General features: G+C 70.5%; 24 protein-coding genes, 2 tRNA genes and 1 riboswitch. Of the genes, 15 read left to right on the top strand and 11 right to left on the bottom strand.

Annotation, left to right across the window (positions count from 1 at the left end; all coding sequences use genetic code 11):
- Positions 1-447 precede the first annotated feature (447 nt).
- The 7 genes from ABWO84_RS08050 to ABWO84_RS08020 all read left to right on the top strand — a co-directional run bounded on the left by ABWO84_RS08050 (position 448) and on the right by ABWO84_RS08020 (position 8321).
- Positions 448-1284, top strand: a complete 837-nt coding sequence (locus tag ABWO84_RS08050) for a helix-turn-helix domain-containing protein (RefSeq protein ID WP_353113996.1) — start codon at positions 448-450, stop codon at positions 1282-1284.
- Positions 1285-1465: 181 nt separating this feature from the next.
- Complete coding sequence (locus ABWO84_RS08045; protein WP_353113995.1) at positions 1466-2023, top strand: hypothetical protein; 558 nt, start codon at positions 1466-1468, stop codon at positions 2021-2023.
- A gap of 21 nt (positions 2024-2044) precedes the next feature.
- Complete coding sequence (locus ABWO84_RS08040) at positions 2045-2365, top strand: hypothetical protein (RefSeq protein WP_353113994.1); 321 nt, start codon at positions 2045-2047, stop codon at positions 2363-2365.
- 86 nt (positions 2366-2451) lie between these two features.
- Positions 2452-3999, top strand: a complete 1548-nt coding sequence (locus ABWO84_RS08035) for a hypothetical protein (RefSeq protein ID WP_353113993.1) — start codon at positions 2452-2454, stop codon at positions 3997-3999.
- Between the two features lie 154 nt (positions 4000-4153).
- Positions 4154-5479, top strand: coding sequence for a threonine/serine exporter family protein (locus ABWO84_RS08030; protein ID WP_353113992.1), 1326 nt, complete (start codon positions 4154-4156; stop codon positions 5477-5479).
- Positions 5427-6746 carry an amidohydrolase family protein gene (locus ABWO84_RS08025; protein ID WP_353113991.1) on the top strand — a complete coding sequence of 440 codons (1320 nt, stop codon included), beginning with the start codon at positions 5427-5429 and terminating at the stop codon, positions 6744-6746. The genes ABWO84_RS08030 and ABWO84_RS08025 overlap by 53 nt, the downstream gene beginning before the upstream one ends.
- An 18-nt stretch (positions 6747-6764) precedes the next feature.
- Positions 6765-8321: an SLC13 family permease gene (locus tag ABWO84_RS08020; protein ID WP_353113990.1), complete on the top strand. Its 1557-nt coding sequence runs from the start codon at positions 6765-6767 to the stop codon at positions 8319-8321.
- Positions 8322-8463: 142 nt separating this feature from the next.
- On the opposite strand, the gene ABWO84_RS08015 is transcribed toward ABWO84_RS08020, so the two are convergent.
- From ABWO84_RS08015 to galU, 4 genes are all read right to left on the bottom strand, one after another.
- Positions 8464-8536, bottom strand: a tRNA-Ala gene (locus ABWO84_RS08015).
- A gap of 26 nt (positions 8537-8562) precedes the next feature.
- Complete coding sequence (locus ABWO84_RS08010; RefSeq protein WP_353113989.1) at positions 8563-9429, bottom strand: hypothetical protein; 867 nt, start codon at positions 9427-9429, stop codon at positions 8563-8565.
- A 65-nt stretch (positions 9430-9494) separates the two neighbouring features.
- The gene (locus ABWO84_RS08005; RefSeq protein WP_353113988.1) at positions 9495-10127 is read right to left on the bottom strand and encodes a GNAT family N-acetyltransferase; all 633 of its coding nucleotides are present in this window, start codon (positions 10125-10127) and stop codon (positions 9495-9497) included.
- 19 nt (positions 10128-10146) lie between these two features.
- Positions 10147-11034: a UTP--glucose-1-phosphate uridylyltransferase GalU gene (galU, locus tag ABWO84_RS08000; protein ID WP_353113987.1), complete on the bottom strand. Its 888-nt coding sequence runs from the start codon at positions 11032-11034 to the stop codon at positions 10147-10149.
- Between the two features lie 76 nt (positions 11035-11110).
- On the opposite strand from galU, the gene ABWO84_RS07995 reads away from it, so the two are divergent.
- From ABWO84_RS07995 to mscL, 3 genes are read left to right on the top strand one after another with little or no spacing between them, the layout of a single operon-like run.
- Positions 11111-11698 (top strand): 5-formyltetrahydrofolate cyclo-ligase, encoded by a 588-nt coding sequence (locus ABWO84_RS07995; protein ID WP_353113986.1) that lies wholly within the window; start codon positions 11111-11113, stop codon positions 11696-11698.
- Positions 11699-11720: 22 nt separating this feature from the next.
- Positions 11721-11993 (top strand): FmdB family zinc ribbon protein, encoded by a 273-nt coding sequence (locus ABWO84_RS07990; protein ID WP_353113985.1) that lies wholly within the window; start codon positions 11721-11723, stop codon positions 11991-11993.
- A gap of 23 nt (positions 11994-12016) precedes the next feature.
- Positions 12017-12412: a large conductance mechanosensitive channel protein MscL gene (gene mscL / locus ABWO84_RS07985; RefSeq protein WP_353113984.1), complete on the top strand. Its 396-nt coding sequence runs from the start codon at positions 12017-12019 to the stop codon at positions 12410-12412.
- A 177-nt stretch (positions 12413-12589) separates the two neighbouring features.
- Here mscL and ABWO84_RS07980 read toward each other — a convergent pair whose 3' ends face one another.
- Entirely contained in the window at positions 12590-12769 is a 180-nt protein-coding gene (locus ABWO84_RS07980) for a hypothetical protein (RefSeq protein ID WP_353113983.1), read from the bottom strand.
- Positions 12762-16445, bottom strand: coding sequence for an AAA family ATPase (locus tag ABWO84_RS07975; protein WP_353113982.1), 3684 nt, complete (start codon positions 16443-16445; stop codon positions 12762-12764). Before ABWO84_RS07975 ends, ABWO84_RS07980 begins: the two co-directional genes overlap by 8 nt.
- A gap of 201 nt (positions 16446-16646) precedes the next feature.
- On the opposite strand from ABWO84_RS07975, the gene ABWO84_RS07970 reads away from it, so the two are divergent.
- A complete protein-coding gene (locus tag ABWO84_RS07970; RefSeq protein WP_353113981.1) occupies positions 16647-17171 on the top strand; it encodes a methylated-DNA--[protein]-cysteine S-methyltransferase in 525 nt (174 codons plus the stop codon).
- A 66-nt stretch (positions 17172-17237) separates the two neighbouring features.
- Here the strand turns inward: ABWO84_RS07970 and ABWO84_RS07965 are convergent, their stop codons facing one another.
- Positions 17238-18854: a monocarboxylic acid transporter gene (locus ABWO84_RS07965; protein ID WP_353113980.1), complete on the bottom strand. Its 1617-nt coding sequence runs from the start codon at positions 18852-18854 to the stop codon at positions 17238-17240.
- The gene (locus tag ABWO84_RS07960) at positions 18851-19198 is read right to left on the bottom strand and encodes a DUF485 domain-containing protein (RefSeq protein WP_353113979.1); all 348 of its coding nucleotides are present in this window, start codon (positions 19196-19198) and stop codon (positions 18851-18853) included. Before ABWO84_RS07960 ends, ABWO84_RS07965 begins: the two co-directional genes overlap by 4 nt.
- 111 nt (positions 19199-19309) lie before the next feature.
- On the opposite strand from ABWO84_RS07960, the gene ABWO84_RS07955 reads away from it, so the two are divergent.
- The 4 genes from ABWO84_RS07955 (at position 19310) to ABWO84_RS07940 (ending at position 21200) form a co-directional block, all read left to right on the top strand.
- The gene (locus ABWO84_RS07955; protein WP_353113978.1) at positions 19310-20164 is read left to right on the top strand and encodes a LuxR C-terminal-related transcriptional regulator; all 855 of its coding nucleotides are present in this window, start codon (positions 19310-19312) and stop codon (positions 20162-20164) included.
- 47 nt (positions 20165-20211) lie between these two features.
- Positions 20212-20278, top strand: a riboswitch (guanidine-III (ykkC-III) riboswitch).
- 11 nt (positions 20279-20289) lie between these two features.
- A complete protein-coding gene (locus tag ABWO84_RS07950) occupies positions 20290-20616 on the top strand; it encodes a DMT family transporter (protein ID WP_353113977.1) in 327 nt (108 codons plus the stop codon).
- A gap of 61 nt (positions 20617-20677) precedes the next feature.
- Positions 20678-21025, top strand: coding sequence for a histone-like nucleoid-structuring protein Lsr2 (locus ABWO84_RS07945; RefSeq protein WP_353113976.1), 348 nt, complete (start codon positions 20678-20680; stop codon positions 21023-21025).
- A gap of 98 nt (positions 21026-21123) precedes the next feature.
- Positions 21124-21200: transfer RNA gene (locus ABWO84_RS07940), tRNA-Arg, on the top strand.
- Between the two features lie 137 nt (positions 21201-21337).
- On the opposite strand, the gene ABWO84_RS07935 is transcribed toward ABWO84_RS07940, so the two are convergent.
- The 3 genes from ABWO84_RS07935 to ABWO84_RS07925 form a co-directional block, all read right to left on the bottom strand.
- Entirely contained in the window at positions 21338-21838 is a 501-nt protein-coding gene (locus ABWO84_RS07935; protein ID WP_353113975.1) for an HNH endonuclease, read from the bottom strand.
- Between the two features lie 310 nt (positions 21839-22148).
- Positions 22149-22865: a M23 family metallopeptidase gene (locus tag ABWO84_RS07930; RefSeq protein ID WP_353113974.1), complete on the bottom strand. Its 717-nt coding sequence runs from the start codon at positions 22863-22865 to the stop codon at positions 22149-22151.
- 320 nt (positions 22866-23185) lie between these two features.
- Complete coding sequence (locus ABWO84_RS07925) at positions 23186-23893, bottom strand: iron-dependent transcriptional repressor DtxR (RefSeq protein WP_353113973.1); 708 nt, start codon at positions 23891-23893, stop codon at positions 23186-23188.
- Positions 23894-23919: the final 26 nt, after the last annotated feature.

The following is a 23919-nucleotide window of genomic DNA, read 5'->3' as shown; positions in this document are numbered from 1 at the left end:
TAAAATTGGCATTTGACAAGTGCACGCTGTTGAGTTCTCAAGGATCGGACGCACCTGATTTTCCGCTTCTCAGCGGCTCCATCAGGGCAACTTCTCTATCTTATCCCTCTCGGAGCGCCTGTCAAATCGGCGATCCGAGCGGATCTTCCACGTCGAACGATCATCCCCAGGGGAGTGATCTGCTCCGGAGAGCGGTTCGGGTGGATGTCCACTGCTTGAGGGGAGCCAGACCCGGAGGCCTTCCGCTCAACCCTTTGGGGCGAACAGGTAAAACACTACGCGGAACCCGCCCCCTCGGCAAATCCGCCCCAGATCCCGGGCGTGTCGAGCACGCTGGAGGTGACCTCGACCGGCTGCCGCGCCGCGAATCCGCTGCCTATACTGCTCGCGGTGTCGGGGGCGGCGGGGGTCCTCTCCCGCCCATCCGCCGTTGGGGAGCGGCCGATCGTGACAGCACACATCTCGTATCAGACGCAGGTCGGGCACGCGCTTTCGTCCCGGTACCTGTTCCGCGCGCACGGCCTCTCCGTGCACGACATCAGCGGAGCGCGCGCACGCTATGAGCTCGTGCCGGAGGACGACGCCCAGGTGGTGTTCGTCTTCAGCCGTCGCGGTGAGGCCTTCGTCACCGCGACGGAGCACCCCGTCGACCTCCTTGCGAATCGCCGACACGGCGTGCTGCTGTCCAGCCGCGACACGGTCACCGTCGTCCTCGACGAGCCGGCGCACGCCCAGGCCGTCAGCGTCGCCTCGTCCGCGCTGCGACGGCGAGGCGTCCAGGTGCGCGAGCGACTCGCGGCGGTTGCGCCGGACTCACTGCTCGTCGCGGCGATCCTCAGCCTGGTGGACATCGACCCTCGCGGCGTCGCGGTCAGCGACCGTGCTCGCGAGACGCTCGCCCGGATCGGGACGGATCTCATCGTGGGTGCGATGGACGAGGCCTCCGCCCCCACTCCCCGCGGTCTCCCTCCGCATGACCGCTTCACCGCGGCCAGGGCGGTGATCCTCGCCCGGAGGCAGGACCCCTCGTTCAACGTCGACGTCCTCTGCCGCGAGCTCGCTCTCTCCCGCCGACAGCTCAACCGGGTGTTCGAGGCCGAGGGGACCACCGCCGTCGCGGAGCTGAGGCGCGCCCGTCTCGATCTGCTCGAATCCTTCCGCGCCGATCCGCGCAACGCCGGGCGACGGCTCAGCGCCCTCGCCGGTCTCAGCGGATTCCGCAGCGGCGCGGCGCTGCGGCGCGCCCTGGCGTCCGACCGCGACGACCCGACCGCGGCCTCCTGAGCCGGATCGCGCCGTCGCATGACGACAACGCGCCGCAGTGGGCGCATCCTGCGCCGTGCTCGGCCGCCTTCTGCGACACACGCTCCCCGAGGACGGGATCCCGCCCCAGCCTGGATGCACGCCGCTGCTCCGGCGGCCCGGGCATCGAGGATGCCGACCGTCGACGGAAGGGATCACGATCATGACGAAGGACCAGACCCCGCAGAACCGCGAGGACGGCGCTCCCCGCGCCGGCGTCCCGCGCCGGACGGTCTTGCGAGGAGCCGCCTGGTCGATGCCGGTCGTGGCCGTGGCAGCCGCGACGCCCGCGAGGGCCGCCTCAGGGGACGGCAACGTGATCGTCACCTCCTCCTGCTACGGGATCACCATCCTCGGCGTCGGCGCGAGCTTCCCCCAGTTCCACATCACCGCCGTCGGGCAGCCGGTACTGGCGGGCTCGACCTTCCTGCTCAGCGGCACCGGGCTCGCCGGTCTCACCTTCGGCAGCGCGACCGGGCTCTTCGACGTGCAACTCGTCGGCGGCAATCAGGCCATCGTCACCGTGGGCTCCGACATCCCCGCCGGATCCTCCAGCACCTTGCAGGTGACCGGGATCGGCGGTGCGTTCCTCGCCCGCACCTACACGCTCTCGGTCGACACGATCCTCGGCAACGCGAACGTCATCACCACCGACGACTCGGCGAGCCAGCGCCTCAGCGGCGTCAGCGTGCTGGGCGTGCTCGTCGGACGCTGCAGCTGAGCAACAGAGGAGAGAAGACCCATGCCCCAGAACGACTTCACCCAGACCCGCGCCGACGAGATCGTCCGCGGGGCGCTCAGCGGAGACGCCGGCGCATTCAGAGACGCCGTCGCCCTTTCGGCCGGCGTCCTGCCCGAGCCGGAGGCCGTGCGATCCCTTCCCCTCCCCCGCGACCTCCGGCTCGAGGCCACCACCTTCCGGGCGCTCTCCGACACGACGGCCCACCTCACCGCGAGCGGCGGCGGTGACACCGCCGAGCTCGGGCTCGTCGTCCAGGACGGCACGTGGAAGATCGACAGCAGGGGATCGGATGGGAGCATCGTCCGCGCACGCGCATCCTGATCGACGAGACGCGCCCGTCCCCGCCCGATCCGACCCAGGACGAGGGCGCCGACACTGCCCCGCGTGGTGGCGCTAGCGTGAGGATCGTGACCACCACCGACGAACACCCGCCCGCAGAGCCGCCGGGGGACGACTCCCCCGGCGGCCGTCTCGTGCGCGCCGTCGAAGAGGGCGACTACGAGCTCGCCGCGCAGATCGCCACCCGCCATGTCTGGCCCCTCTTCGACAAGGACTACGAACGCCTCGCCCGCGCCGTGGGCTCGCTCCCCGACGAGGTGCGGGAACGCCACCCGGTGCTGCGTCTCGTGCACCCGGCGACGCCCGCGATCGCCAGGTCCACGAGAGCCTTCGACTCCGCCCTCTTCCAATCCGTCGTGGAGGACGGCAGCCTGAGTCCGCAGATCGTGCAGGTGATGCAGATGATCGCTGCGCGGATCAGCGGCGACACCGCATCGGCCTTGGTCTTCGCGAAGCGGATCGAGACTGCGCTCAGAGACCAGTCCCCCGGCCTCGACGGCGTCGAGGGTCCCACCTGGTTCATGCACCACCAGATCGGGTCGACGCTGCTCACGGTCGGCGCGACCACGGTCGCTCTCCGCGAGTTCGCGACGGCCCGGCAGATCGGCGAGGCGATCGGCTCGGGCGACGCGGTGCGCTCGTCCGTCGGCCGCGCCGCGCTCGCGCACGCCTTCCGCGGTTCGCTCGCCGAGGCAGAGCGAGCGCTGGCCCATCCGCAGATGCAGACGCCGCTCACGCCCGCGTACGTCACCGCCGGCCTCAGCACCGAACGCGTCGCCGCGGCGCTCGTCGCCCTCGAACGCCTCTCCCCCGAGGCGGAGGCGCTCGCAGGCGGGCTCGGCGACCTCGATGTCGTCGACGTCGTGTGGCCCTTCGTCATGCTCGTCCGCGCCCGCGTCGAACTGGCTCTCCAGCGCCCCTTCGAGGCGCTGGAGGTCGTCTCCCTCGCCGCGGCGTCGCACGTCGTGCATCCGGGGTCTCTCGCCGCCGATGCCATGGTCGCACTCGCGGCGGAGGCGCATCTCCTGGCGGACGACTTCGCGGCCGCACGAACCGTGCTCGAGGGGGTCGAGAAGCCGGGGGTGCTCGCCCGCATCGCCGCCGCCCGCCTGGCCGTGCAGGAATCGGACCTCGACGCCGCGCGCACGCTCATCCGGTCCATCGCCTCCTCCCCAGCACTCGGCCCCGGACAGCGCGCCGAGCTGATGGTGCTCGATGCCTGGCGGGAGACCCTCGAGCTCGGGCGCGTCGGGACCGACAAGGCTTCGCGCCTCGTCGCTGCGGCCGTCTCGGGCGGGCACCGGCGCGTGTTCGCCTCGGTCCCCGCCGATATCGTCGACCGGCTGGCGGCACGGCTGCCGGTCGACGAGCGCCCGCCGTTCGCCGCAGCGCTCGAGGGCGTCCCGCGACGCGCCTCCTCCGCCCGCCCCGTCCTGACCAGCGGCGAGCAGCGCGCCCTCGAAGCCCTACGCAACCACGACACCGTGGTCCAGGCGGCGGCCGCGATGCACGTCTCGGTCAACACTCTCAAGACCCAGTTGCGCTCCCTCTACCGCAAGCTCGAGGTCTCCAGCCGCGATGAGGCTCTCGGCGAGGCCTCCCGCCTGCTGCTCTGATCCGACCGGGTGAGCCTGATCCGACCGGGTGAGGTGCGAGTGATGCCCGGGTGATCCGCCGGGTGATCCTTCGGACCGGCGCCCCGCATCCGCACGACCCCCCTCCGGCACCGTTGTTACGTTCGCTGTGTCGCAGTACGGGGAGGGCGAACGGATGGTCAGGAACGCGCATCGCGACGACCCTGCGCAGAGCGCTTCCGACCTCGCCGACCTCGGCGCGCTGCTCCTCGACGCGGGGCTCCCCGTCACGGACGTCCGCACCGCTCTGGTGTCCGCCGGCGCCTCCGAGACCGGGGACGCCCCGGACGTGGCGGTGCTTCCCTCGCACGTGCTCGTCGGTCGCGCGGACGGCCCGCCGGCGTGGGCGACGTCCTCCGCGGAGGCCCTGACGACCCGACAGTCCGCGCGCGCCCTGCTGCTGCTGCGGGGCACCGACCGGCGCCCGTCGTCCTCGGGCGACCTCGCCGCGGCGATCCGCGCGATCCGAGAGACCGTCCCCGCGCACCCGCTGCTCGGCTGGACCGCAGGAAGCGCCCTCGTCGCCGTCGGGCTCGCGATCCTGTTCCGGTGCCCCTGGTGGGCCGTGGCGACAGCGGCAGTCGGAGGCGCCCTCGTCGGACTGCTCACCCGTCTCATGGGCCGCAGCGACGAGGCCTCGGCGATCATCCCCTTCGTCGCGGCCTTCGCCTCGACGCTCTTCGTCGGCTCGGCCGCCGCCGTGCTCGCCGCCGGCCCGGTGCCCCTGTTCGCCGTCTGCGCGCCGATCGCGATCCTCGTGCCCGGCGCGCTGATCACCAACGCTCTGCTCGAGCTCACCGCGGCCGACATCGTCACCGGCTCCGCACGGCTGACATACGGGCTCGTCGTCCTCGGCTTCATGTGCGCCGGCATCCTTGCCGGGGGCGTGATGACCGGGCTGTCCGTGGATCCGGCATCGGCTGCGCTCATCGACCAGACCGCCGCGCTGACTTCCCCCTCCACGGGCTGGAACGCGCTGCCGGCGCTGTGGACGTCATGGATCGGCGTCCCGCTCCTCGCGGTCGGCGTCGGACTCGCCTTCGGAGCGGGCGTCGCCCTCACCGCTGTCGGCGTGCTGGTGATGAGCGGCGCGTTCGCGCTGTTGTCGGCCCTCACCCCCGTCTGCGGCGCACTCGTCGCGACCGGGGCGACGGCGGCCGTGCTCTTCGTCGCCGCCCGTCTGATCGAGCGTCTCGGCGTCGGCATCCCGGCCGCCGTCACCTTCCAACCCGCGTTCCTGCTGCTCGTCCCGGGGAGCGTGGGTCTCGTCGCGCTGTCCGCGACCGACCCCGGCTCGCTCGCGACCGCGCTGTTCACCTTCGCTGCCCTGTGCATCGGCACGAAGGTCGGCGCCGTCGTCGCGGACAGCCGTCCGCGACGACTTCCCACCCCGACAAGGAGAACCACCTATGAACAGCCCCTTCGCCGTCGTCGGCGCCACCATCCTCACCGGCGATCGTGAGGGGACGTCGCTCCCCGATCAGACCGTGGTAGTCGACGACGGCGGCACCATCTCCGCGGTCGGGTCGCGCGCCGACATCGCCGTGCCCGCCGGGTACCGGAGGATCGACGCGACGGGCCGCTTCCTGACGCCCGGCCTCATCAACGCCCACGCGCACCTCTTCGCCGACGGCAAGCCGCTGCCCTCGATCCTGACCAGCGAGGGGGCCGAGAAGGCCGTCGCCGTGTTCATGCACGGGCCGCTCGGCAGACCGCTGCTCGACGCCCGCACCAAGAAGAACGTGGTCACCCAGCTGCACAGCGGCGTGACCACGATCCGCAGCCTGGGCGACGCCCGCTACGAGGTGGTCCGCGCCAGGGACAAGATCGACGCCGGTCGCTATCTCGGACCGAGGCTCCTCCCCTCGGGGCCGCTGCTCGCGGTGAGCGGCGGGCACGGCGCGCCGCAGATCGCGCTCCTCAGCGACGATCCATGGGCCGCACGCCGCAATGTACGGATCAACCTGCGGAAAGGCGTGTCGGCGATCAAGATCGCCGCGACCGGCGGTGTCACCGATGCACGAACGATCGGCGAGGCCGGCCGGCCTCAGATGACCGAGGAGGAGATGACGGCAATCTGCGAGGAGGCCCACAACGCCGGCGTCGTCGTCGCGGCTCACGCGCAGAGCGCCGAGGGCATCGCCGCCTGCCTGCGAGCCGGCGTCGACACGATCGAGCACGGCGCGGGGATGACCGACGAGATCATCGGCCTCTTCAAGGACAACCCGCGTTCCCTGCACGGCAGTTCGGCGCTCGTCCCCACCCTGCAGGCCTGCCTCCCTCTGGTGAAGCTGGACCGCTCGGTAACCGGCGTGGACGAGATCGTGAAGGCGAACGCCGAGATGATCCTCGACGAGATGCTCCACGGCATCGCCGACGCGCTCGCCAACGACATCACGATCGGCATGGGCACCGACTCCGCGCTCACCTATGTCACCCACTACAACACCTGGCGCGAGCTCGACTTCCTCACCCGGCACGGGGGCATGACCCCGGCGCACGTGCTGCACGCGGCGACGCAGGGCAACGCGCGCATCCTCGGGATCCCGCAGACCACGGGCACGATCGCCGCCGGGCTCTCGGCGGACATGGTCCTCCTCGACGCGGATCCCCTCGCCGGATTCCGCGCCTTCGATCGTCCGGTGCTCGTGTCCGCGCGCGGTGTGCTCATCGAGAACCCCTCGGTGCGCCGCTTCCCCGCGATCGACGCGCTGCTCGACGAGCTCTGATCCGCACCGGACGGCGTCGTGGATCCTCTGTTCAGCACGGTGACCGTGCTCGTCGCGGCGGTCGTGCTGTTCATCGCCAACCGTCTGCCCGCGCCGCTGATCGCCCTCGGGGTGGCCCTCGCGCTCTACGCGACGGGGGCGGTGACCTTCGAGCAGGCGATCGCCGGCTTCGGCGACCCCATCGTGATCTACCTCGCGGGGCTGTTCGTGGTCAGCGAGTCGCTGGAGGCGACCGGGGTGACGGCGTGGGTCGGCGAGCAGCTGACCCGACGGGTCGGCGACCGCCGCTCGGCCGTGGTCATCGCGCTGATGCTGCTCTCCGCGGTGCTCACCGCACTGATCAGCGTCAACGGGGCGGTCGCCGCGCTCGTGCCCGTGGGGGTCGTCCTGGCCGCGCGGGTGCGGCAGCCGCCGTCGCAGCTGCTCCTTCCCCTGGCCTTCGCGGCGCATGCGGGATCGCTGCTCACCATGCTCGGCACGCCCATCAACGTCCTCGTCTCGGAGCTCTCCGTCTCGGCGGGCGGTCGCGCCTTCGGGTTCTTCGAGTTCGCGCTCGTGGGAGTTCCGCTGCTCGTCGGCGTCCTGATCCTCTGCGTGCTCCTGGGGCCCCGGCTGCTTCCCCGACGCACCCCGCAGAATGCTCCCGTCGATCTGAGCGACTACGCCGAGACCGTCGCCCGGCAGTACGGCCTGGCACCGTCCGACGCACCGCTGGGCGCTGAAGAGGGCGTCGTAGAGGTCGTCATCCCGCCGCGATCGTCGTTCCTCGGCTCCCATGTCTTCCCGGGTATGCGCACCGCCTCGGGGAGCCTCCTCATCGCCGCGGTGCAGCGGGGCGGCGAGCCCGTGGGTTCCACCGAGCTGCAGGCGGGCGACATCCTCCTGGTTCGGGGCGCGTGGGACGACCTCGGACGCCACGCGGAGAACACAGGCGTGATCAGCATCGCGGAGCCCGAGCGGCTGCGCCGTCAGACGATCGCCTGGACCTGGCGTTCGACCGTGGCCGTGACGGTGCTCGTCGCGATGTGCGCCCTGCTCGCGACCGGGCTGGTCCCGCCGTCGATCGTCGTCCTGGGCGCGGGTACGCTGCTCGTCGGCACCCGCGTCATCGGCGTGGAGCAGGCCCAACGCTCGATCTCGCTCACCACGCTGGTGATCGTCGCGGGGATGATCCCGCTGTCGACGGCGATCCAGACGAGCGGAGCGGCTGATGTCGTCTCCGACGCGCTGCTCGGGTGGTTCGGGCAGGCATCGCCGACGCTCCTGCTCGCCGGCATCGTGGTGGTCGTGCTCGTGCTCGGGCAGTTCATCAGCAACCTCGCGACGGTGCTGATCGTGGCGCCGATCGCGATCACCGTCGCCGAATCGGCGCAGATCTCGCCGCTGCCGATGATGATGGCGATCACCGTCGCCGGCGCCGCATCCTTCCTCACCCCGGTCGCCACCCCCGGCAATCTCATGGTGCAGGAGCCCGGCGACTATCGGTTCGGCGACTACTGGCGTCTCGGGCTCCCCTGCCTCCTGATGTTCGGCGTCGTCGCCGTGTTCGTCGTCCCGATGATCTGGCCCTTCTAGCCGCAGGGTGGTCAGTTTCGGCAGGTTTTCGCGCGAGAACCTGCCGAAACTGACCACCCTAGGAGGAGCGAGCACGAAAATGGCCCGAAGAAACGACTGAGCCCCCGGGAAGATCCGGGGGCTCAGTCGTTCACGATGCCTGTGGACCCAGGGGGATTCGAACCCCCGACCTCTTCATTGCGAACGAAGCGCGCTACCAACTGCGCCATGGGCCCGTGAACTCATCAACACTATCACGCGCTCAGCCGGCCGCACGACGCGCGAGCATCTGACGCACGTGCGCCTCGATCTCGGCATCATCGACATACCCCATCCCCGCGAAGGGAGAATCCGCAGCGGGGACGGCCTTGGCGACCGGCAGCGCCACGGGAGCGGCCGGAGCCAGCTCCTCGGCGCGGCGGCGCAGCTCCGCGAGGCGCTCCTGACGCCGGCGCTCCTCCTGCGCGTCTTGCTGTGCGCGCGCGGCCTGCGCCCGCGATCCTGCGACCTGCACCATCGGCTGTGGCAGCGGACGGGGCGTCCACGATGCGCGGCCCTGATCGTGCAACGGCGGCGACACCCGCTCGCGGGCGGTCTCGGGCTCGGCGACGGGCACCGTCCGACCGGCGCGGCCCGCCACCCGCGCCATGCGTGTCAGCACGGCGACCCCGAGGACGGCCAGCACGATCCCGGCGCCGAGGACGATCCAGCCCCCGGTCGCCACGAGCTGCCAGATTCCGAGCCCGGCGGCGACGACACCGGCGACGAGCACCACGAGGGCGGCGAGCCGCGTGCGGCGGCGCGCCCTGGCCTGGCGGAGCAGCGGATCGTTGCGGGTCTCGGCAAGCTCCTGGCGCAGGCGCTCCAGCTCGGCGTTCTCCCGCTCGCTCTGCACCCGCCGTGCGAGTTTCTGCTGCGCGAGCGCGGTGCGGGCGTTGAGCTCGAGACGGACTTCCTGCGGGGTCTCGCTCGTCTCGGCGAGCACACGGAGCGCCTGGTTGAGACGCACCGCGTTCCGCTCGGCGGCGTTGTACTGATGACGGCCGCGCCAGCTGGGGAGCAGATAGAGCATCCACAGCAGCGCGGCGACGAGGACGATCACTCCCCCGCTCAGCACCGGCCCGTTCATGAAGTCAACGGTATGCGACCCGCCGCCTCGGCGACCGACACCCGGGGCGCGTGTCGCCGCCCGGATCAGACTCCCGGGTGTGTCGGGAGCGGGTCCGGCGACTCCGGCGGGACGCCGCCCTGCAGCCAGCGGGTGAGCACGCCCTGCGGCACGTCCTCGGTCGTGAGGGCGAACGCATGGTGGTCGCGCCAGTCGCCGTCGATGTGGATGAACCGCCGCCGCAGCCCCTCATAGCGGAAGCCGAGCTTCTGCACGACCCGCAGGCTCGCGCGGTTCTCCGGCCGGATGCAGATCTCCATCCGGTGCAGCCCGAACTGCGAGAAGCTCGCATCCGTGGCCAGGGCGACCGCCGTCGGAGTGATGCCCCTGCCCGCGAACCTCTCGCTCACCCAGTATCCGATGGTCGCCGAGCACAGCGATCCGCGCGCGACGCCCCAGACGTTGAGCTGGCCGGCGACCTCGCCCTCGTACTCCATGACGAAGGGGAAGCCGACGCCGTCACGGTACTGCTGCAGCAGACGGCGGATGCCGATGCGCATGTCGAACGTCGCCACGCCCCCGGGGATGGTCGCCTCCCACGGCTGCAGCCAGGCGCGGTTGCTCAGCAGCTCATGCTGGAGCACGCGGGCGTCGCGCGCGCGAACCAGACGTAGCCCGACAGGACCGTGCTGCATCGTGATCGGGGCATCGAACGGCATGGCGACCGCGCGGATGCGCCTAGAGGCGCTCCGCGAACTCCTTCAGCCACGGACGCAGCTCGGGGCCGAGGTCGTCGCGGTCGGAGGCGAGCTGCACGATCGCCTTGATGTAGTCGACGCGGTCGCCCGTGTCGTAGCGGCGACCGCCGAACACGACGCCGACGACGCCGGGGCCGTCGGGCGAGGTCGCCAGCTCCTGCAGCGCATCGGTCAGCTGGATCTCGCCGCCCTTGCCGGGCTGCGTGCGCTCGAGCACCTCGAAGATCGAGGCCGGCAGCACGTACCGGCCGATCACCGCGAGGTTCGACGGGGCGTCCTCCGGCGCGGGCTTCTCGACGAGGTCGGTCACCCGGACCACGCCGTCGTCGTCGGCCCGCTCCACCGCCGCGGCGCCGTAGAGGTGGATGCTGGCGGGGTCGACCTCCATGAGGGCGATGACCGCGGATCCGGTGCGCTCGTGCGCGGCGATCATCTCGGCGAGCAGCGAGTCGCGCTCGTCGATGAGGTCGTCGCCGAGGAGCACGGCGAACGACGAGTCGCCGACGTGGGTGCGGGCGCGCAGCACGGCGTGTCCGAGCCCCTTGGGCTCGCCCTGCCGCACGAAGTGGATGTCGGCGAGGTCGCTCGACTTCATGACGCGCTCCAGGCGGCCGTGGTCGCCCTTCTGCTGCAGCTTGACTTCGAGCTCGGGCACCGAGTCGAAGTGGTCGGAGATGGCGTTCTTGTTCCGCCCGATGATCACGAGGATGTCGTCGATCCCGGCGCCGACGGCCTCCTCGACGACGTACTGGATGGCCGGCTTGTCGACGACCGGCAGCATCTCCTTCGGCATCGCCTTGGTCGCCGGGAGGAACCGCGTGCCGAGACCCGCGGCGGGGATGACGGCCTTCATAGAGGTGTTGCCCATCCCGCAAGCTTAGCGGGAGACCGCCTCCGCCCCTTCTCGCCCGGCTCCGGCGCCCGCCCGCTGTAGCATCGGTGGCATGCCGATCGATGTGGAGCAGCAGAAGCGCGCGCTGCGCGCCGACCTCCGCGAGCGGCGCCAGCTGCTCTCCGACGCGCAGCGCGAGGCGGCCGCCGAGGGGATCCGCAGCCAGCTCGACGCCCTCGTCGCGGCGCACGGCGCCCGCTCGATCTCGTGCTTCCTGTCCACCACCACCGAGCCGGGCACCTGGGACTTCGTCCGAGGCGCGGTGCAGCGCGGCATCCGGGTGCTCCTTCCGGTCACCCGTTCCGACGGACTCCTCGACTGGGCCGTCGCGGACGACACCGACGCTGTCGCGGAAGGGCTCTTCGGGCTTCCCGAGCCGACCGGGGAGGTGCTCGGGCCGATCGCGGTGAACGACGTCGACCTGATGATCATCCCCGCAGCCGCCGTGGACCGCACCGGCATGCGCATGGGTTGGGGCCGGGGCTACTTCGACAAGACCATCGGCTCGATGCTGCGCTGCCCACCCGTGTACGCGGTGATCTATGATTCCGAGGTACTCGATTCACTGCCGCGCGAGGTGCACGACCAGCCGGTGACCGGCGTCGTCACCCCCACGCAGACCATCGTCCTGCCGCAGTAGCAGGACCGACCCGGGGGATCCGATGCCCACCTACGCCTATGCCTGCACGTCCTGCGGCCACGCCTTCGACGCCGTCCAGAGCTTCTCGGACGACGCCCTCACGACCTGCCCCGAGTGCGGCGGCGCCCTGCGCAAGCAGTACGGCTCGATCGGCGTGACCTTCAACGGATCGGGCTTCTACCGCACCGATTCGCGTGGCGGTCCCGCCGGAACCGCGAAGGATTCGGCATCATCGAAGACGGAATCGTCGACGAGCACCACCCCGGCGCCCGCGAAGACTCCGGCCTCGAGCTGAGGTCAACACTTCAGGAGGGTCACGTGTTCAAGGGATTCAAGGAGTTCATCGCGCAGGGCAATGTCATCGACCTTGCCGTCGCGGTCGTCATCGGCGCGGCGTTCACGGCGATCGTGAACACCATCGTCGAACAGCTCATCAACCCGCTGATCGGTCTTCTCTTCAAAGCCGAGAACCTCGACAAGGCGTTCATCGTCACCGTCGGCGACGCGAAGTTCGGCTTCGGCCCGGTCATCGCCGCGGTGATCAGCTTCCTCGCCGTCGCCCTGGTCGTCTACTTCGCGTTCGTCCTGCCGATGAACAAGTACAAGGCGCGTCAGGCCGCCAAGAACCCCGCGGTCGAGGAGCCCACGCTCCCCAGCGAGCAGGAGCTGCTCATCGAGATCCGCGACGCGCTGCGCAAGAACAACGCGAGCTGATCCGCATCCGCTCTCGGAGAAGGCCGTCCCGCACCGGGGCGGCCTTCTCCGTGTCCGGAGCGGCACCGCCCCGCTCATCGACCCGGTGCGATCCCGTCCGCCCGGTGCGCGCCGCGCGTGTCGTTCCGTGCGTCTCGGCGGGATCGCACAGGGATGGCGTCCTCGAGCCCGAGGGTCTCAGTAGTGCGGAGGCACGTCCCGGCGCATCCGCTCGTCGTTCGGCCCGCCCTGCGCGGCCGGCTCGGGGACGTCCTCGGCGTCGGCACCGGGTTCCGCGACCGTCCCGGGAGCGGGCGTCAGCTTCGCGCGGCGCGACCCCGGCAGCCGCACGATGCGCTGCCGGTCGCCGTCAGTCATGGAAGTCGAGCGGCTCGGTGTCGTTCTCGGCTCGCACCGTCTCCGCGGAGATGCCGAGCACGGCCGCGATGCGGGTGGCCACCGTCACGGGGTCGCTGTACAGATCGAAGGCGTGCACGCGCACATAGTGCCAACCGAGGCGCCTCAGCACGTGCGGGCGCAGCCGCAGGCTCTCCCGCAGCGACTCCCCTCGCGACTCCGGATCCGATTCGATCACGACCGCCTTGCCCGCGTGCTGCGCCACGAGCGGCAGCAGTCCGCGGTAGTCCACGTCGACGGAGGCGCCCAGGCGCCGCAGCTCACGGGCGAGCGCGAGGGTCAGCGGATCCGCGAGATCCTCCAGCCGCGCATCCCGTCCGCGGGCGGCGAGACCGCCGAGGATCGACATCAGCGTCGCAGCACCGTTCACCAGCCGACCCTCGTCGAACGCGGAAGGGCGGATGGACGACACGATCACCATCGAACGGCGGGCCCGGGTCATGCCGACGGTCAGCAGACGCTCGCCGTCGTCCTCGGTGAGGTCGCCGAAGTCGCTGAGCACGCGCCCGTGCTTGGTCAGCCCGAAGCCCAGGGAGAAGATCACGCGGTCACGGCTCTCCGCGACGGACTCCTCCAGCGTGAGCACCGCGAACGGCTCCGCGGTGTCGCGCCCCACGAAGCCGGCGACGTCGGAGCGCCCCGCGAACGCCGTGGTCACTGCGGCGCGCACCCGTTCGGCGTGCCGCCGGCTGGCCGTCACGACCATGAGCGACTCGTCGGGGCGATGCACCGCATGCTCGACGACGAGGGTCACGACGCGCGCGACCTCCGCCTCCGGACTCTCCACGGCCCCGCTGACCGGATCGGGGGCGCCGACGCCGCCCTCCACGTAGTCGACCGTCAGACTGCCGCGTCCGAGGTACGACCCCGCCCAGGGCAGCGACACGATCTCACCACCGTAGAAGGCGTCGTTGATCAGCTCGGCGAGGTCCTCACCGCCGGCGCGGTAGCTGCGGGTCAACGTGGTCACCGGGAAGAGCTCCGCAAGGCGCTCGAACACCGAGACGCCGTCGAAGGGCACCTCCGGCTCCCATTCCGCGTCGTCCGCCGTCGCCACCTGGAAGGGGGTCGGCCGCTGGGTGACCGGGTCGCCGAGCACGACGACCTGCCGCGAGCGCCGGATCGCCGGAGCCGCCTCTGCGAGGTTGATCGCCGCGGCATCGGCCAGCACCACCGCGTCGAACACGATGTGGTCGGGGATCTGGGGGACCTCGTAGGGGGAGGAGATCCAGACGGGTGCGAGCACGTCGACCAGCGCGGGCGCGGCCGTGACGATCTCGGCCGGGCTCGCCTCGCCGCGGGTGAGCGCCCGGCGCAGGTTCGCGGCCTGCTGCGGCTCGTCCACGATCGCGATCCGCCACTGGTTCGCGAGGTCCCAGGCGAGCAGCGGGCCGGACATCGACGCATGCGCCTCGTCGACGAGACGGAAGTCGCGCTCCAGCCGGTCCACCACCGCCGTGTTGGCGCCGAGCAGGGCCCGGTCGTCCTGCAACGCCCGCTCGAGGAGCGACTGCCACCAGGCGAACTCGAGCTCATCGGCGACGCGCTCCTCCGGCACGTGCCGCACCGACAGTTCGGTCAGCAGCGGCTCGAGGCCCATCCTCGCCAGCTCGTCCCGCAGCGTCGCGCGCTCGACGAGGTTCTCGAACACGTCCGACTTCGCCGCCAGCCCGGAAAGGGTGCGCACCAGCCGCGCCACGGGGAGGGCCGACAACGGCTCCCTGCGCCCGAGCGCGGCGTCCAGCTCGGCGAGCTCGGCGTGCACGCGCTGCCAGGCGACGTAGACGTCGGCGAGCCCGAGAGGGATCTCCGGGGCGACGCCCGCCTCGACCACGCGCTGCCACTGCGTGCGCTGCGTCTGGATGCGCATGAGCGACTCGTGCATGTCGCTCACGTGGGCGCCCGGCCGCACGTACTCCTTGGCGAGCTGCTTGAGCCGGCGGCGGTTCGCCCCCGACATCCCCGGCGCGTCGCGACGGGAGCCATGGGCCTGGATGAGCTCGCCGAGGGGGCGCTCGAACACCGTCGGACTGAAGCGGTCGAGGGTGTCCCGGATCCCCTGCAGCAGACGGAGGTACTCCCCCAGCTCGTCGATGGTGGCGAAGGGGCGCATGCGCGTCTGCGCGATGAGCTCGTAGCCGCGCTCGAGCAGCGCGGGCACGGACGTGCTGTGCAGCCTGCCCGCCTTCGCGTGCGCCGCCCGCGCGGCCTCGGTCGTCTCGAACGTCACGCCGTACCACGGCGAGTCGTCGGGTCCGAAGCGGAACTCGCCCAGACGTGCGGCCTGGGTCAGCGTCTCCGCCGCCGCCGATCGGTCGCCGGCGAGCCTCTCGAGGGCGGGCATCCCGAGGCGCGCCGTGGTCGACGGCGGCTGGGGCAGGGAGGCGAGTCGGGTGAGGTGCCGCGTGGCGTCCAGCACCGACGCCCCGGTCGCGCCGACCGGGGACACGAGCGCGCCGCGGTACGAGCGCAGCACCGTCCGCAGCCGCACCAGGGCGTCGTCGACCTCGGCCGCCTTCGGCTGCGCCGCCTTCTCGTTGCGTCCGATCGCTCGGATGAGGTCGCGGCGGACCGAGGACGGGGAGATCGCGAGACCGTCGAGGCCGATCCCCGCGAGGCGGTGGCGCACGCCGTCGAGCGTGGAGCGGCGGGCCGAGACGATGAGCACCTTCTTGCCGGCGCGGACCAGCTCGCCGACGGCGTTGATGACGGTCTGCGTGCCGCCGGTGCCCGGCAGCGTCGCGACGACCAGCGACTGCCCCCCGACGATGCGCGCGAGCACGTCCTCCTGCTCGGCGTCGGCGTCGAGGAGGAGCGTGTCGGAGGCCGGGGCCCGGTCGTCCGGCCCGGACCGGGCGGGAGCCGGATGATCAGCGGTGACCCGCTCCCGGTCGTCGACGTGCCCTGCGAGCGCATTGAGCACCGGATGGTCGAGGGATCCCATGTCGCGGACCATCGGACCGCCGACCTCCGCGAAGGTCGAGACGACGAGGCGCGGCTGCACGGCGAAGGTGTCGATCGAGCCGGTGAGCGCGCGCAGCTGGTCGATCACCGGCTGCGGCTTGAAGATGCCCCCGTCGTAGGCGAGCGCGGCGAGGCCCGCCGGGTCGAGACTGAGACCGAAGTGCTCCCGGGCGATGCGGACCAGCTCCGGGTTGACGGTGAAGCCGCCCTGCAGCTTGAGCTCGAAGTCGGCGTGGCGCCTCCGGATCGCGAGCGGGCGCAGCAGCACGGGCGCGGAGAAATCCGCCCCGCCGATCCTCCAACGCGCGACGCCGACGGCGAGCCGCACCGCGTCGATGCCGCGTACGGTGCGCAGCTCCGTGTTGCGCGCCGTGATCCGCTCGGCGGCCAGACGCGCCGTGCGCAGGCCCACCTCGTCGCGGAAGAGGTTGGAGAGGAGGGTGGAACGACCGGTGATGAACTGCGGAAGGCTCCCGGGGTGGGCTTTCGAGATGTCGATCCCCGCCTCGGCGCCGTCCCGGAACGACGTGAGGCTCGATGCCCCGCCCAGGTCCGCGGCCTCGGCGCGCAGCCGGGTCCGTTCGGCGTCCGCGGCGTGCGCGATGTTCACTCCGGTGCCCGACTCGCCCAGCTCTCCCAGGGTCACCGCGGCATCCGCATCTGCGCCCTGCACAGGGCCCGTCTCACGTCGCCACACACGTCACAGACTAGGCGCGCCGCGCCGCTGCGGTGGTATCCCGGGCCGGATTTCGCGGTATTACAGGGATCCCACCCCTCATTCACACCGTGGAGGCGCGCAGATCTTCTCCCCAGGAGCGGAGGATCCCGGCGATCACCGGCGACGCCGACCACCGCGGGCCCCAGGATGGAAGCCATGACCTTCCGCTACGACTTCGCGCCGACGCCGTTCGGCGACGCCCTGGCGATCTACTCCGACGACGGGCTCGTGTCCTTCGACCTGTCCGAGGCGGCCGACCCCACCGTCCCGTGGCTGCTCGACCAGGCGTCGCGCATGCTCCATGCGATGCCGGAGCCCGATCCCGGCGCCGCCGACGAGCTCGCCGTGCTGCTGGACGCCTACTTCGAGGGGGCGCCGATCCGGTTCGACGCCGAGATCCCCCTCGACTGGCGTCTCGTAGAGGGGTTCCATCTCGCAGCTCTGCAGGCCATCTGCGAGATCGACTGGGGTCAGACCCTCAGCTACGGCGAGGTCGCGGTGCTCGCCGGGCATCCCGGTGCCGCCCGCGCCGTCGGCACCGCCTGCCGCGTCACCCCGTTCTCGATCGTGGTGCCCGTGCACCGGGTGATCCGCTCCGACGGCAGCGTCGGTCAGTACGGGGCGCATCCGGAGCGCAAGGCCTTCCTACTCGACCTCGAGCGCGAGGCCGCCGGGCGCTGAACCTCGCGGACCCCGGCGAGTAGGCCGCCGGGGTCCGCGTGCGCCGTGGGCGCGGTCAGGGAGCGATCAGTGCTCGACGGCCTTCTCCGCTCCGAAGCCGGTGAGCGACCGCACCTCCATCTCCGCCGCCAGCTCTTTCGACTCCGCGGTCCGGGATGTCACGGTCCCGAGCCAGCCGAGGAAGAAGCCAAGGGGGATGGAGATGATCCCGGGATTGTTCAGCGGGAAGATCGCGATGTCGATCCCGGGGATCATCGAGGTCGGCGACCCCGAGAACACCGGAGAGATGACGATGAGCCCGATCGCCGAGATCAGCCCGCCGTACATGCTCCACACCGCACCGCGCGTGGTGAAACGCTTCCAGAACAACGAGTAGAGGATCGTCGGCAGGTTCGCCGAAGCGGCGACCGCGAAGGCCAGCGCGACGAGGAAGGCGATGTTCTGCCCCTGCGCCCCGATGCCGCCGATGATCGCCAGGACGCCGATCACGATCACCGTGCGACGGGCCACCTTGACCTCGCCGTTCGGATCGGCGGTGCTCTTCCCGTCCTTGTCGCGCTTGATGACGTTCGCATAGATGTCGTGCGCGAACGACGCCGCGGCGGTGATGGTGAGCCCTGCGACCACGGCCAGGATCGTCGCGAAGGCGACAGCCGAGATGAAGCCCATCAGGATGGGTCCGCCCAACGCCTGCGCGAGAAGAGGCGCCGCGGAGTTCACGCCGCCCGGGGCCTTCGCGATCGTCTCCGGCCCGACCAGCGCGCCGGCGCCGTAGCCGAGCACGAGCGTGAGCAGGTAGAAGATGCCGATCAGCCAGATCGCCCAGACGACCGACCGCCGCGCCTCCTTCGCCGTCGGTACGGTGTAGAACCGCATCAGCACGTGCGGGAGCCCCGCGGTGCCGAGCACGAGCGCCATGCCGAGCGAGAGGAAGTCGAGCGGATTCTTGCCGTACTGCAGGCCGGGTCCGAGGATCTTGTCCCCCGCCGGCGAAGACGCGACCGCGTGCTCGAGCAGGCTGTTCAGGCTGAACCCGTGCATCGCCAGCACCCAGATGGTCATCGCGATCGCGCCGGCGATGAGCAGCACCGCCTTGACGATCTGCACCCAGGTCGTGCCCTTCATCCCGCCGATCAGCACGTAGACGATCATCAGCACGCCGACGACCGCGATCACGATCGACTGGCCGACCTTGCTGTCGATGCCCAGCAGCAGCGAGACGAGCCCGCCCGCCCCCGCCATCTGCGCGAGCAGGTAGAAGAAGCACACTGCGAGCGTGGTGATCGCGGCGGCCATCCGCACCGGACGTTGCGCGAGGCGGAACGACAGAACGTCCGCCATCGTGAACTTCCCGGTGTTGCGCATCAGCTCGGCCACGAGCAGCAGGGCGACGAGCCAGGCCACCAGGAAGCCGATCGAATAGAGGAACCCGTCGTAGCCGTTCACGGCGATCGCACCGCAGATGCCGAGGAACGACGCCGCAGAGAGATAGTCCCCCGCGATCGCGAAGCCGTTCTGCGGCCCGCTGAACGAGCGTCCGGCGGCGTAATAGTCCGCCGCGGTCTTGTTGTTGCGGCTGGCCCGGATCACGATGAACAGCGTCACCGCGACGAACGCCGCGAAGATCGCGATGTTCAGCACGGGCTCGTTCTTCACCGTCCCGGTCGCGAGATGGACGTTCATGCTTCTGCCTGCGCTTTCTCCAGCTCTTCCCGGATCTCGGTGGCCCGCGGATCGAGCCGGCGGTTCGCGAATGACACATAGGCCATCGTGATGACGAATGTGGTGAGGAACTGGCCCAGTCCGAAGAGCAGGCCGACGGTGATATCCCCCCATACGCGCTGGCTCATGAAGTCCGTCGCGAATGCCGCGAGCAGGACGTACACGAAGTACCAGATGAGGAAGAATGCCGCGAGCGGGAACACGAACGAGCGCTGCATCCGTTTCAAGGTCTGGAATCGTTCCGATTCCTGCACCGCTATGTAGTCGATACCACCCGGGGAATCGACGTCAGTCCGATCGGTCATGAGGCCTCCTTGCCGCATGTCGGTGACTCGCCCGGGCATCCCGGGCTGGTGATAGGGTCGACGCTACGAAGGGGGCGCACGGGGCCGTCACCCCCGAAAGTTGGTATTCGTTTGAGCACGACCATTCCGATCGACACCGAAGAACAGCTCGTGGCACAGGCGGTGCGCGAGCTGTCGCAGCGCACCCGCTTCCCGGTGGCTTTCGGCGGGCTCATCGAAGACGGCGTCGTCTCGGTGAGCACTATCCTGGGCAACCGCACGCATCGCCTCGACGGCCTGCGCGTGCGCCCGGAGCGCGGTCTCGGCGGCCGCGCGATGACCGAGCTGCGTCCGCGGATGACGGCCAACTACCGCACCTCGCAGCAGATCACCCACGACTACGACGTCTTCGTGCTCGGAGAGGGACTCCGCACCCTGCTCGCGATCCCCGTGATCGTCGGCGGTCGCCCCCGCGGCGTGCTCTACGCCGGCGCATGGGAGGAGTCGCAGATCGGCGGCGTCACCACCGCTCCCGCGATGACCGTCGCCCAGTCCGTGGCGAATGAGCTGCGCATCCGCGACGAGGTCGAGCGCAGGATGAGGGAGATCCCGCCGACCGCCGACCTCGGGCCCACGCAGCGCGAGGAGCTGCGTGAGAGCTTCGCCGAGCTGCGCAGCGTGGCCGCGTCGGTGGAGGACGAACGCCTCCGGGAGCGGATCGTCGGCGTCGAGCGCCGTCTCCTCTCCCTCGCCGGTGAACCGGTGCCGACCACCACCGCGTCCATCCCTGCCGTCCGTCTGTCGCCCCGCGAGCTCGACGTGCTCGCCTGTGCCGCGATGGGCGCCACGAACGCCGAGATCGCCACCGAGCTCGGGCTGCGGGAGGGCACCGTCAAGGCGTACCTCGGCACGGCGATGTCGAAGCTCGACGCCTCGACCCGCCACGCCGCGGTGGCGCGCGCGCGTCGTATCGGACTGCTCCCCTGACCCGGCGCCCTGCCCTGGTTCTGCACAGGGTGGGCGGCTAGGCTGATTCCCGGTCGCTCTCTGCGGCCCCGGACGAGGCAGGCCAGTACCCGGAAAGCGACAAGACTGGTCCGAAAGGACCGATCATGGCTTGGGCTGTGCTCATCGCATCCGGTGTCCTCGAGGCCGTCTGGGCGACCGCCCTCGGCAAATCCGAGGGATTCACGAAACTCTGGCCCAGCGTCATCTTCTTCGCCGGGTGTATTCTCTCCATGCTCGGGCTCGCCTGGGCCATGCGCGATATCGCCACCGGGACGGCATATGCGGTCTGGGTCGGCATCGGCGCATCCCTGACGGTGATCTGGGCGATGATCACCGGGGATATGGATATCTCCTGGGCGCGCATTCTTCTGCTGCTCGGGCTCGTGGGATGCATTGTCGGGCTCAAGCTGATCGACCCCGGCCACGAGTGAATTCCCGCCGCACGGGGATATGTGCTTGTCGGCGCGATTTCGATCGCTTAGATTTGTCCCCATGGCTCGACGAATTGTGCACCAGCTGGTTGACGACATCGACGGAACGCTTCTCGAGGTGGGTGACGGCGAGACCGTTCACTTCTCGGTCGGCGGAACCGCCTACGAGATCGACCTGAAGACCGAGCACGCGGACGAGCTCCGCGCCGCTCTCGCCCCCTACATCAAGGCGGGTCGCCGCGCCGGCTCGGGCGGCGGCGTGCGCGCCTCCTCCTCCGCGCGCAAGCGCCCTTCCCGCAACCCCGAGACGGCAGCGATCCGCGAGTGGGCTGCCGCGAACGGGCACAAGGTCTCGGAGCGCGGCCGCGTCTCCGCGGACATCGTCGCCGCGTACCGCGCCGCGAACTGAACGACAGAGGATGGCCGGGTCCGCCGTGGCGGATCCGGCCATCGGCGTGTCCGGACGGCGCGCGTCCCGCCGCCGCACGCTCTAGACTTGTGGGGCGCGCCTTCGTAGCTCAGTCGGATAGAGCGGCCCTCTCCTAAAGGGCAGGTCGCAGGTTCGAATCCTGTCGAGGGCACCAGGAAAAGGCCGCCCCTCCGGGCGGCCTTTTCTGCAGGGTGGTCAGTTTCGGCAGGTTTCGGTGCGGAAAGTTGCCGAAACTGACCACCCTGCGGTCCCCGCCCTGCGAAACCCTCCGGTGGAGGCGCAGAGCGAGGGTCAGGCGGCGAGGGCGAGGTACGGCTCCCAGCGCGGATCGCTGCGCTCGACGCCGCGGACAGTCCACGAGGTGCCGTGAGGCGGGCGCGGCGTCATCCGCAGTTCCCACCCCATCTCCTGCGGCGTGCGATCGCTCTTGATGTTGTTGCAGCGCAGGCAGCAGGCCACCAGGTTCTCCCAGGAGTCTCGGCCGCCGCGCGACCGCGGCTGGATGTGGTCGATCGTCGAGGCGGCCTTCCCGCAGTATCCGCAGCGATGATTGTCCCGTCTCAGCACGCCGCGCCGCGTGACGGGCACCCGGCGCGAGGTGGGAACCCGGACGTACCGGGAGAGGATGATCACCGCCGGACGTTCATAGGAGCCCCGTGAGGCGTCCCAGACGGGGTCGCCCTCCACGTGCTCGATCACCGTCGCTTTGTCGTTCATCACGAGAACCAGGGCTCTCTTGAACGAGACCACCGCGAGCGGTTCGTATCCGGCGTTCAGGACCAGTGTGCGCATCGTCATCCTCTCGATCCGCCGGGATGGCTTCCCGGCACTCTCGACTCACACGACGTCGCCCAGGCACGAGGCGACCACAGGGACGAAAAAAGGCGCCGTCTCAGAGACAGCGCCTTTCGCGCTCGGCAGGACCGAGGCATCCTTGCGGACGATGCCGAAGGACCAGACGACCGAGTGCATCCATGGTTCGGATGCTCGGTATCAGATCCATCGGCTTCTCCCGCCTGTACGACGACGGGATCAGGCTAGCGCATGCACCTGCACGCGCTCCGGAACGGCCGGTGAACGGCCGATGGCGTGTCGGCCGGGATCAGCCGGCGTTCGCGCGCAGCCAGCCCATCGGCTCGACGAGGATGTTGTTCACACGAACCTCGAAGTGCAGGTGGGGGCCGGTCGAACGACCGGTGCTGCCGCGCTGGCCGATCATCTGGCCAGCGGTGACGGTCTGTCCGGCCTGGACCTGACGGCTGCCGTAGATCATGTGCGCGTAGAGCGTGGAGACGCGCTGACCGCCCACGACGCTGTCGATGATGACCGTCACGCCGTAGGAGTAGTGCGACTCGGTGGAGATGCGCACCACACCGCTCGCGGCGGCGAAGATCGGGGTGCCGGCGGGGCCGGACAGGTCGGCGCCCTGGTGGGTCGCGGACAGGGTGCGCTCCAGGCGGTACGAACCGGCCGGGAGCGGGTAGCGCACCTCGCCGGAGCCGGGTGCGACGAGCTGGGTGCCGGCGCCGCCGCCACCACCGGAGGACGCGACGCTGGCCTGCTCGGCGGCGCGCTTCGCCGCCGCCTCCTCGGCCTTCTTCTTCGCGATCTCATCGGGAGTGGTCGCAGCGTAGTCGCCGCGCTCCATGGGGGCCGCGGTGGCCTCGGACGCGACGACCAGGGACTGGGCGTCGTCGACGGCCAACTGCTGCAGCGTAGTGGCCTGGCTCTTGTCGTCGGACTTGGCGCCGGCGAAGGCCGGGAGCGCGACGGTGGCGACCAGGGCGGTCACCGCGGCGAAGATCGCGACGGTGCGCATCGGCTTCGCACCCTTGCCCGGCGCGGTCTTGGCTCCGTTGCGTCGAGCGAGGGATCGCTGTTCAGATGTCGCGTTCGTTTCGATGTCTGCGGCCAAAAGAAGTTCCTCCAGCGCCTCTACGCTTCGGGTGAGCGCCGGCTCGTCGGATGTTGTTCGGGCATGCGTGACGCGGTGCACGATGTGCGTGTTCCCGCGAAGACGACGAGCCGTGAGGCGATCTTCGCGTTCATCGACGGCGGGCTTCTTCGCCGGCGACCTGTCCGAGGTTACCGGAAGATAACGATTCTGTCACCCTCGGAACCTGGCAATCCCCAGATCGGTCAGGCGGGCTCCCCGACGAGGAAGATGTGCGAGGCCAGTTCCACGGGGAGTTCCAGCCCCTCTCCCTCGCCCTTCCCCTCCATGCGGATCAGGACGTAGCCCTCGTTGTACCGGTAGTCCCCGCGCGCTCCGGGGATGACCCCGGCGTCGCGCAGCTGCTCCAGCAGCTCGGGGTCGACCTGGGCCGGCTCGGCCAGGCGGCGCACGGTGCCCTCGATCGGCCCGCCGGCCGCGTCGAGCTTCTGCACCAGGCCGACGACGCCCTCGTCGAAGGTGCGGGCGGGCATGTCGCCGAGCTGGTCGAGCCCGGGGATGGGGTTGCCGTACGGCGACTCCGTCGGATGCCCGAGGAGCTCGACGAGACGGCGCTCGACCTGCTCGCTCATGACGTGCTCCCAGCGGCAGGCCTCGTCGTGCACGTACGCCCAGTCGAGCCCGATCACATCGGACAGCAGGCGCTCCGCCAGGCGGTGCTTGCGCATGACGTCGACGGCCTTGCGACGTCCCCCCTCGGTGAGCTCGAGCGTGCGGTCCTCGGAGACCACGACCAGCCCGTCGCGCTCCATCCGCCCGACGGTCTGCGACACCGTCGGACCGGAGTGTCCGAGACGCTCGGAGATGCGTGCGCGCAGGGGAACGATGTTCTCCTCCTCGAGTTCGAGGATGGTGCGCAGATACATCTCCGTCGTGTCGATCAGATCGGTCATGTGTGCCTCCGGAAAGTTTCTTAGGC

This window comes from Microbacterium sp. (assembly GCF_040394595.1).
Lineage (GTDB): Bacteria > Actinomycetota > Actinomycetes > Actinomycetales > Microbacteriaceae > Microbacterium.
Note: the sequence above shows the minus strand (reverse complement) of the source record. Positions and strands in the feature narration are given on the sequence as shown.

What these genes read in the sequence shown, in the direction of transcription:
- ABWO84_RS08045 (WP_353113995.1), top strand. Translation starts at nt 1,466, where the DNA reads ATGACGAAGGACCAGACCCCGCAGAACCGCGAGGACGGCGCTCCCCGC.
- ABWO84_RS08040 (WP_353113994.1), top strand. Translation starts at nt 2,045, where the DNA reads ATGCCCCAGAACGACTTCACCCAGACCCGCGCCGACGAGATCGTCCGC.
- ABWO84_RS08030 (WP_353113992.1), top strand. Translation starts at nt 4,154, where the DNA reads ATGGTCAGGAACGCGCATCGCGACGACCCTGCGCAGAGCGCTTCCGAC.
- ABWO84_RS08025 (WP_353113991.1), top strand. Translation starts at nt 5,427, where the DNA reads ATGAACAGCCCCTTCGCCGTCGTCGGCGCCACCATCCTCACCGGCGAT.
- ABWO84_RS08010 (WP_353113989.1), bottom strand. Translation starts at nt 9,429, where the DNA reads ATGAACGGGCCGGTGCTGAGCGGGGGAGTGATCGTCCTCGTCGCCGCG.
- ABWO84_RS08005 (WP_353113988.1), bottom strand. Translation starts at nt 10,127, where the DNA reads ATGCCGTTCGATGCCCCGATCACGATGCAGCACGGTCCTGTCGGGCTA.
- galU (WP_353113987.1), bottom strand. Translation starts at nt 11,034, where the DNA reads ATGGGCAACACCTCTATGAAGGCCGTCATCCCCGCCGCGGGTCTCGGC.
- ABWO84_RS07995 (WP_353113986.1), top strand. Translation starts at nt 11,111, where the DNA reads ATGCCGATCGATGTGGAGCAGCAGAAGCGCGCGCTGCGCGCCGACCTC.
- ABWO84_RS07990 (WP_353113985.1), top strand. Translation starts at nt 11,721, where the DNA reads ATGCCCACCTACGCCTATGCCTGCACGTCCTGCGGCCACGCCTTCGAC.
- ABWO84_RS07980 (WP_353113983.1), bottom strand. Translation starts at nt 12,769, where the DNA reads ATGACTGACGGCGACCGGCAGCGCATCGTGCGGCTGCCGGGGTCGCGC.
- ABWO84_RS07970 (WP_353113981.1), top strand. Translation starts at nt 16,647, where the DNA reads ATGACCTTCCGCTACGACTTCGCGCCGACGCCGTTCGGCGACGCCCTG.
- ABWO84_RS07965 (WP_353113980.1), bottom strand. Translation starts at nt 18,854, where the DNA reads ATGAACGTCCATCTCGCGACCGGGACGGTGAAGAACGAGCCCGTGCTG.
- ABWO84_RS07960 (WP_353113979.1), bottom strand. Translation starts at nt 19,198, where the DNA reads ATGACCGATCGGACTGACGTCGATTCCCCGGGTGGTATCGACTACATA.
- ABWO84_RS07950 (WP_353113977.1), top strand. Translation starts at nt 20,290, where the DNA reads ATGGCTTGGGCTGTGCTCATCGCATCCGGTGTCCTCGAGGCCGTCTGG.
- ABWO84_RS07945 (WP_353113976.1), top strand. Translation starts at nt 20,678, where the DNA reads ATGGCTCGACGAATTGTGCACCAGCTGGTTGACGACATCGACGGAACG.
- ABWO84_RS07935 (WP_353113975.1), bottom strand. Translation starts at nt 21,838, where the DNA reads ATGCGCACACTGGTCCTGAACGCCGGATACGAACCGCTCGCGGTGGTC.
- ABWO84_RS07930 (WP_353113974.1), bottom strand. Translation starts at nt 22,865, where the DNA reads ATGCGCACCGTCGCGATCTTCGCCGCGGTGACCGCCCTGGTCGCCACC.
- ABWO84_RS07925 (WP_353113973.1), bottom strand. Translation starts at nt 23,893, where the DNA reads ATGACCGATCTGATCGACACGACGGAGATGTATCTGCGCACCATCCTC.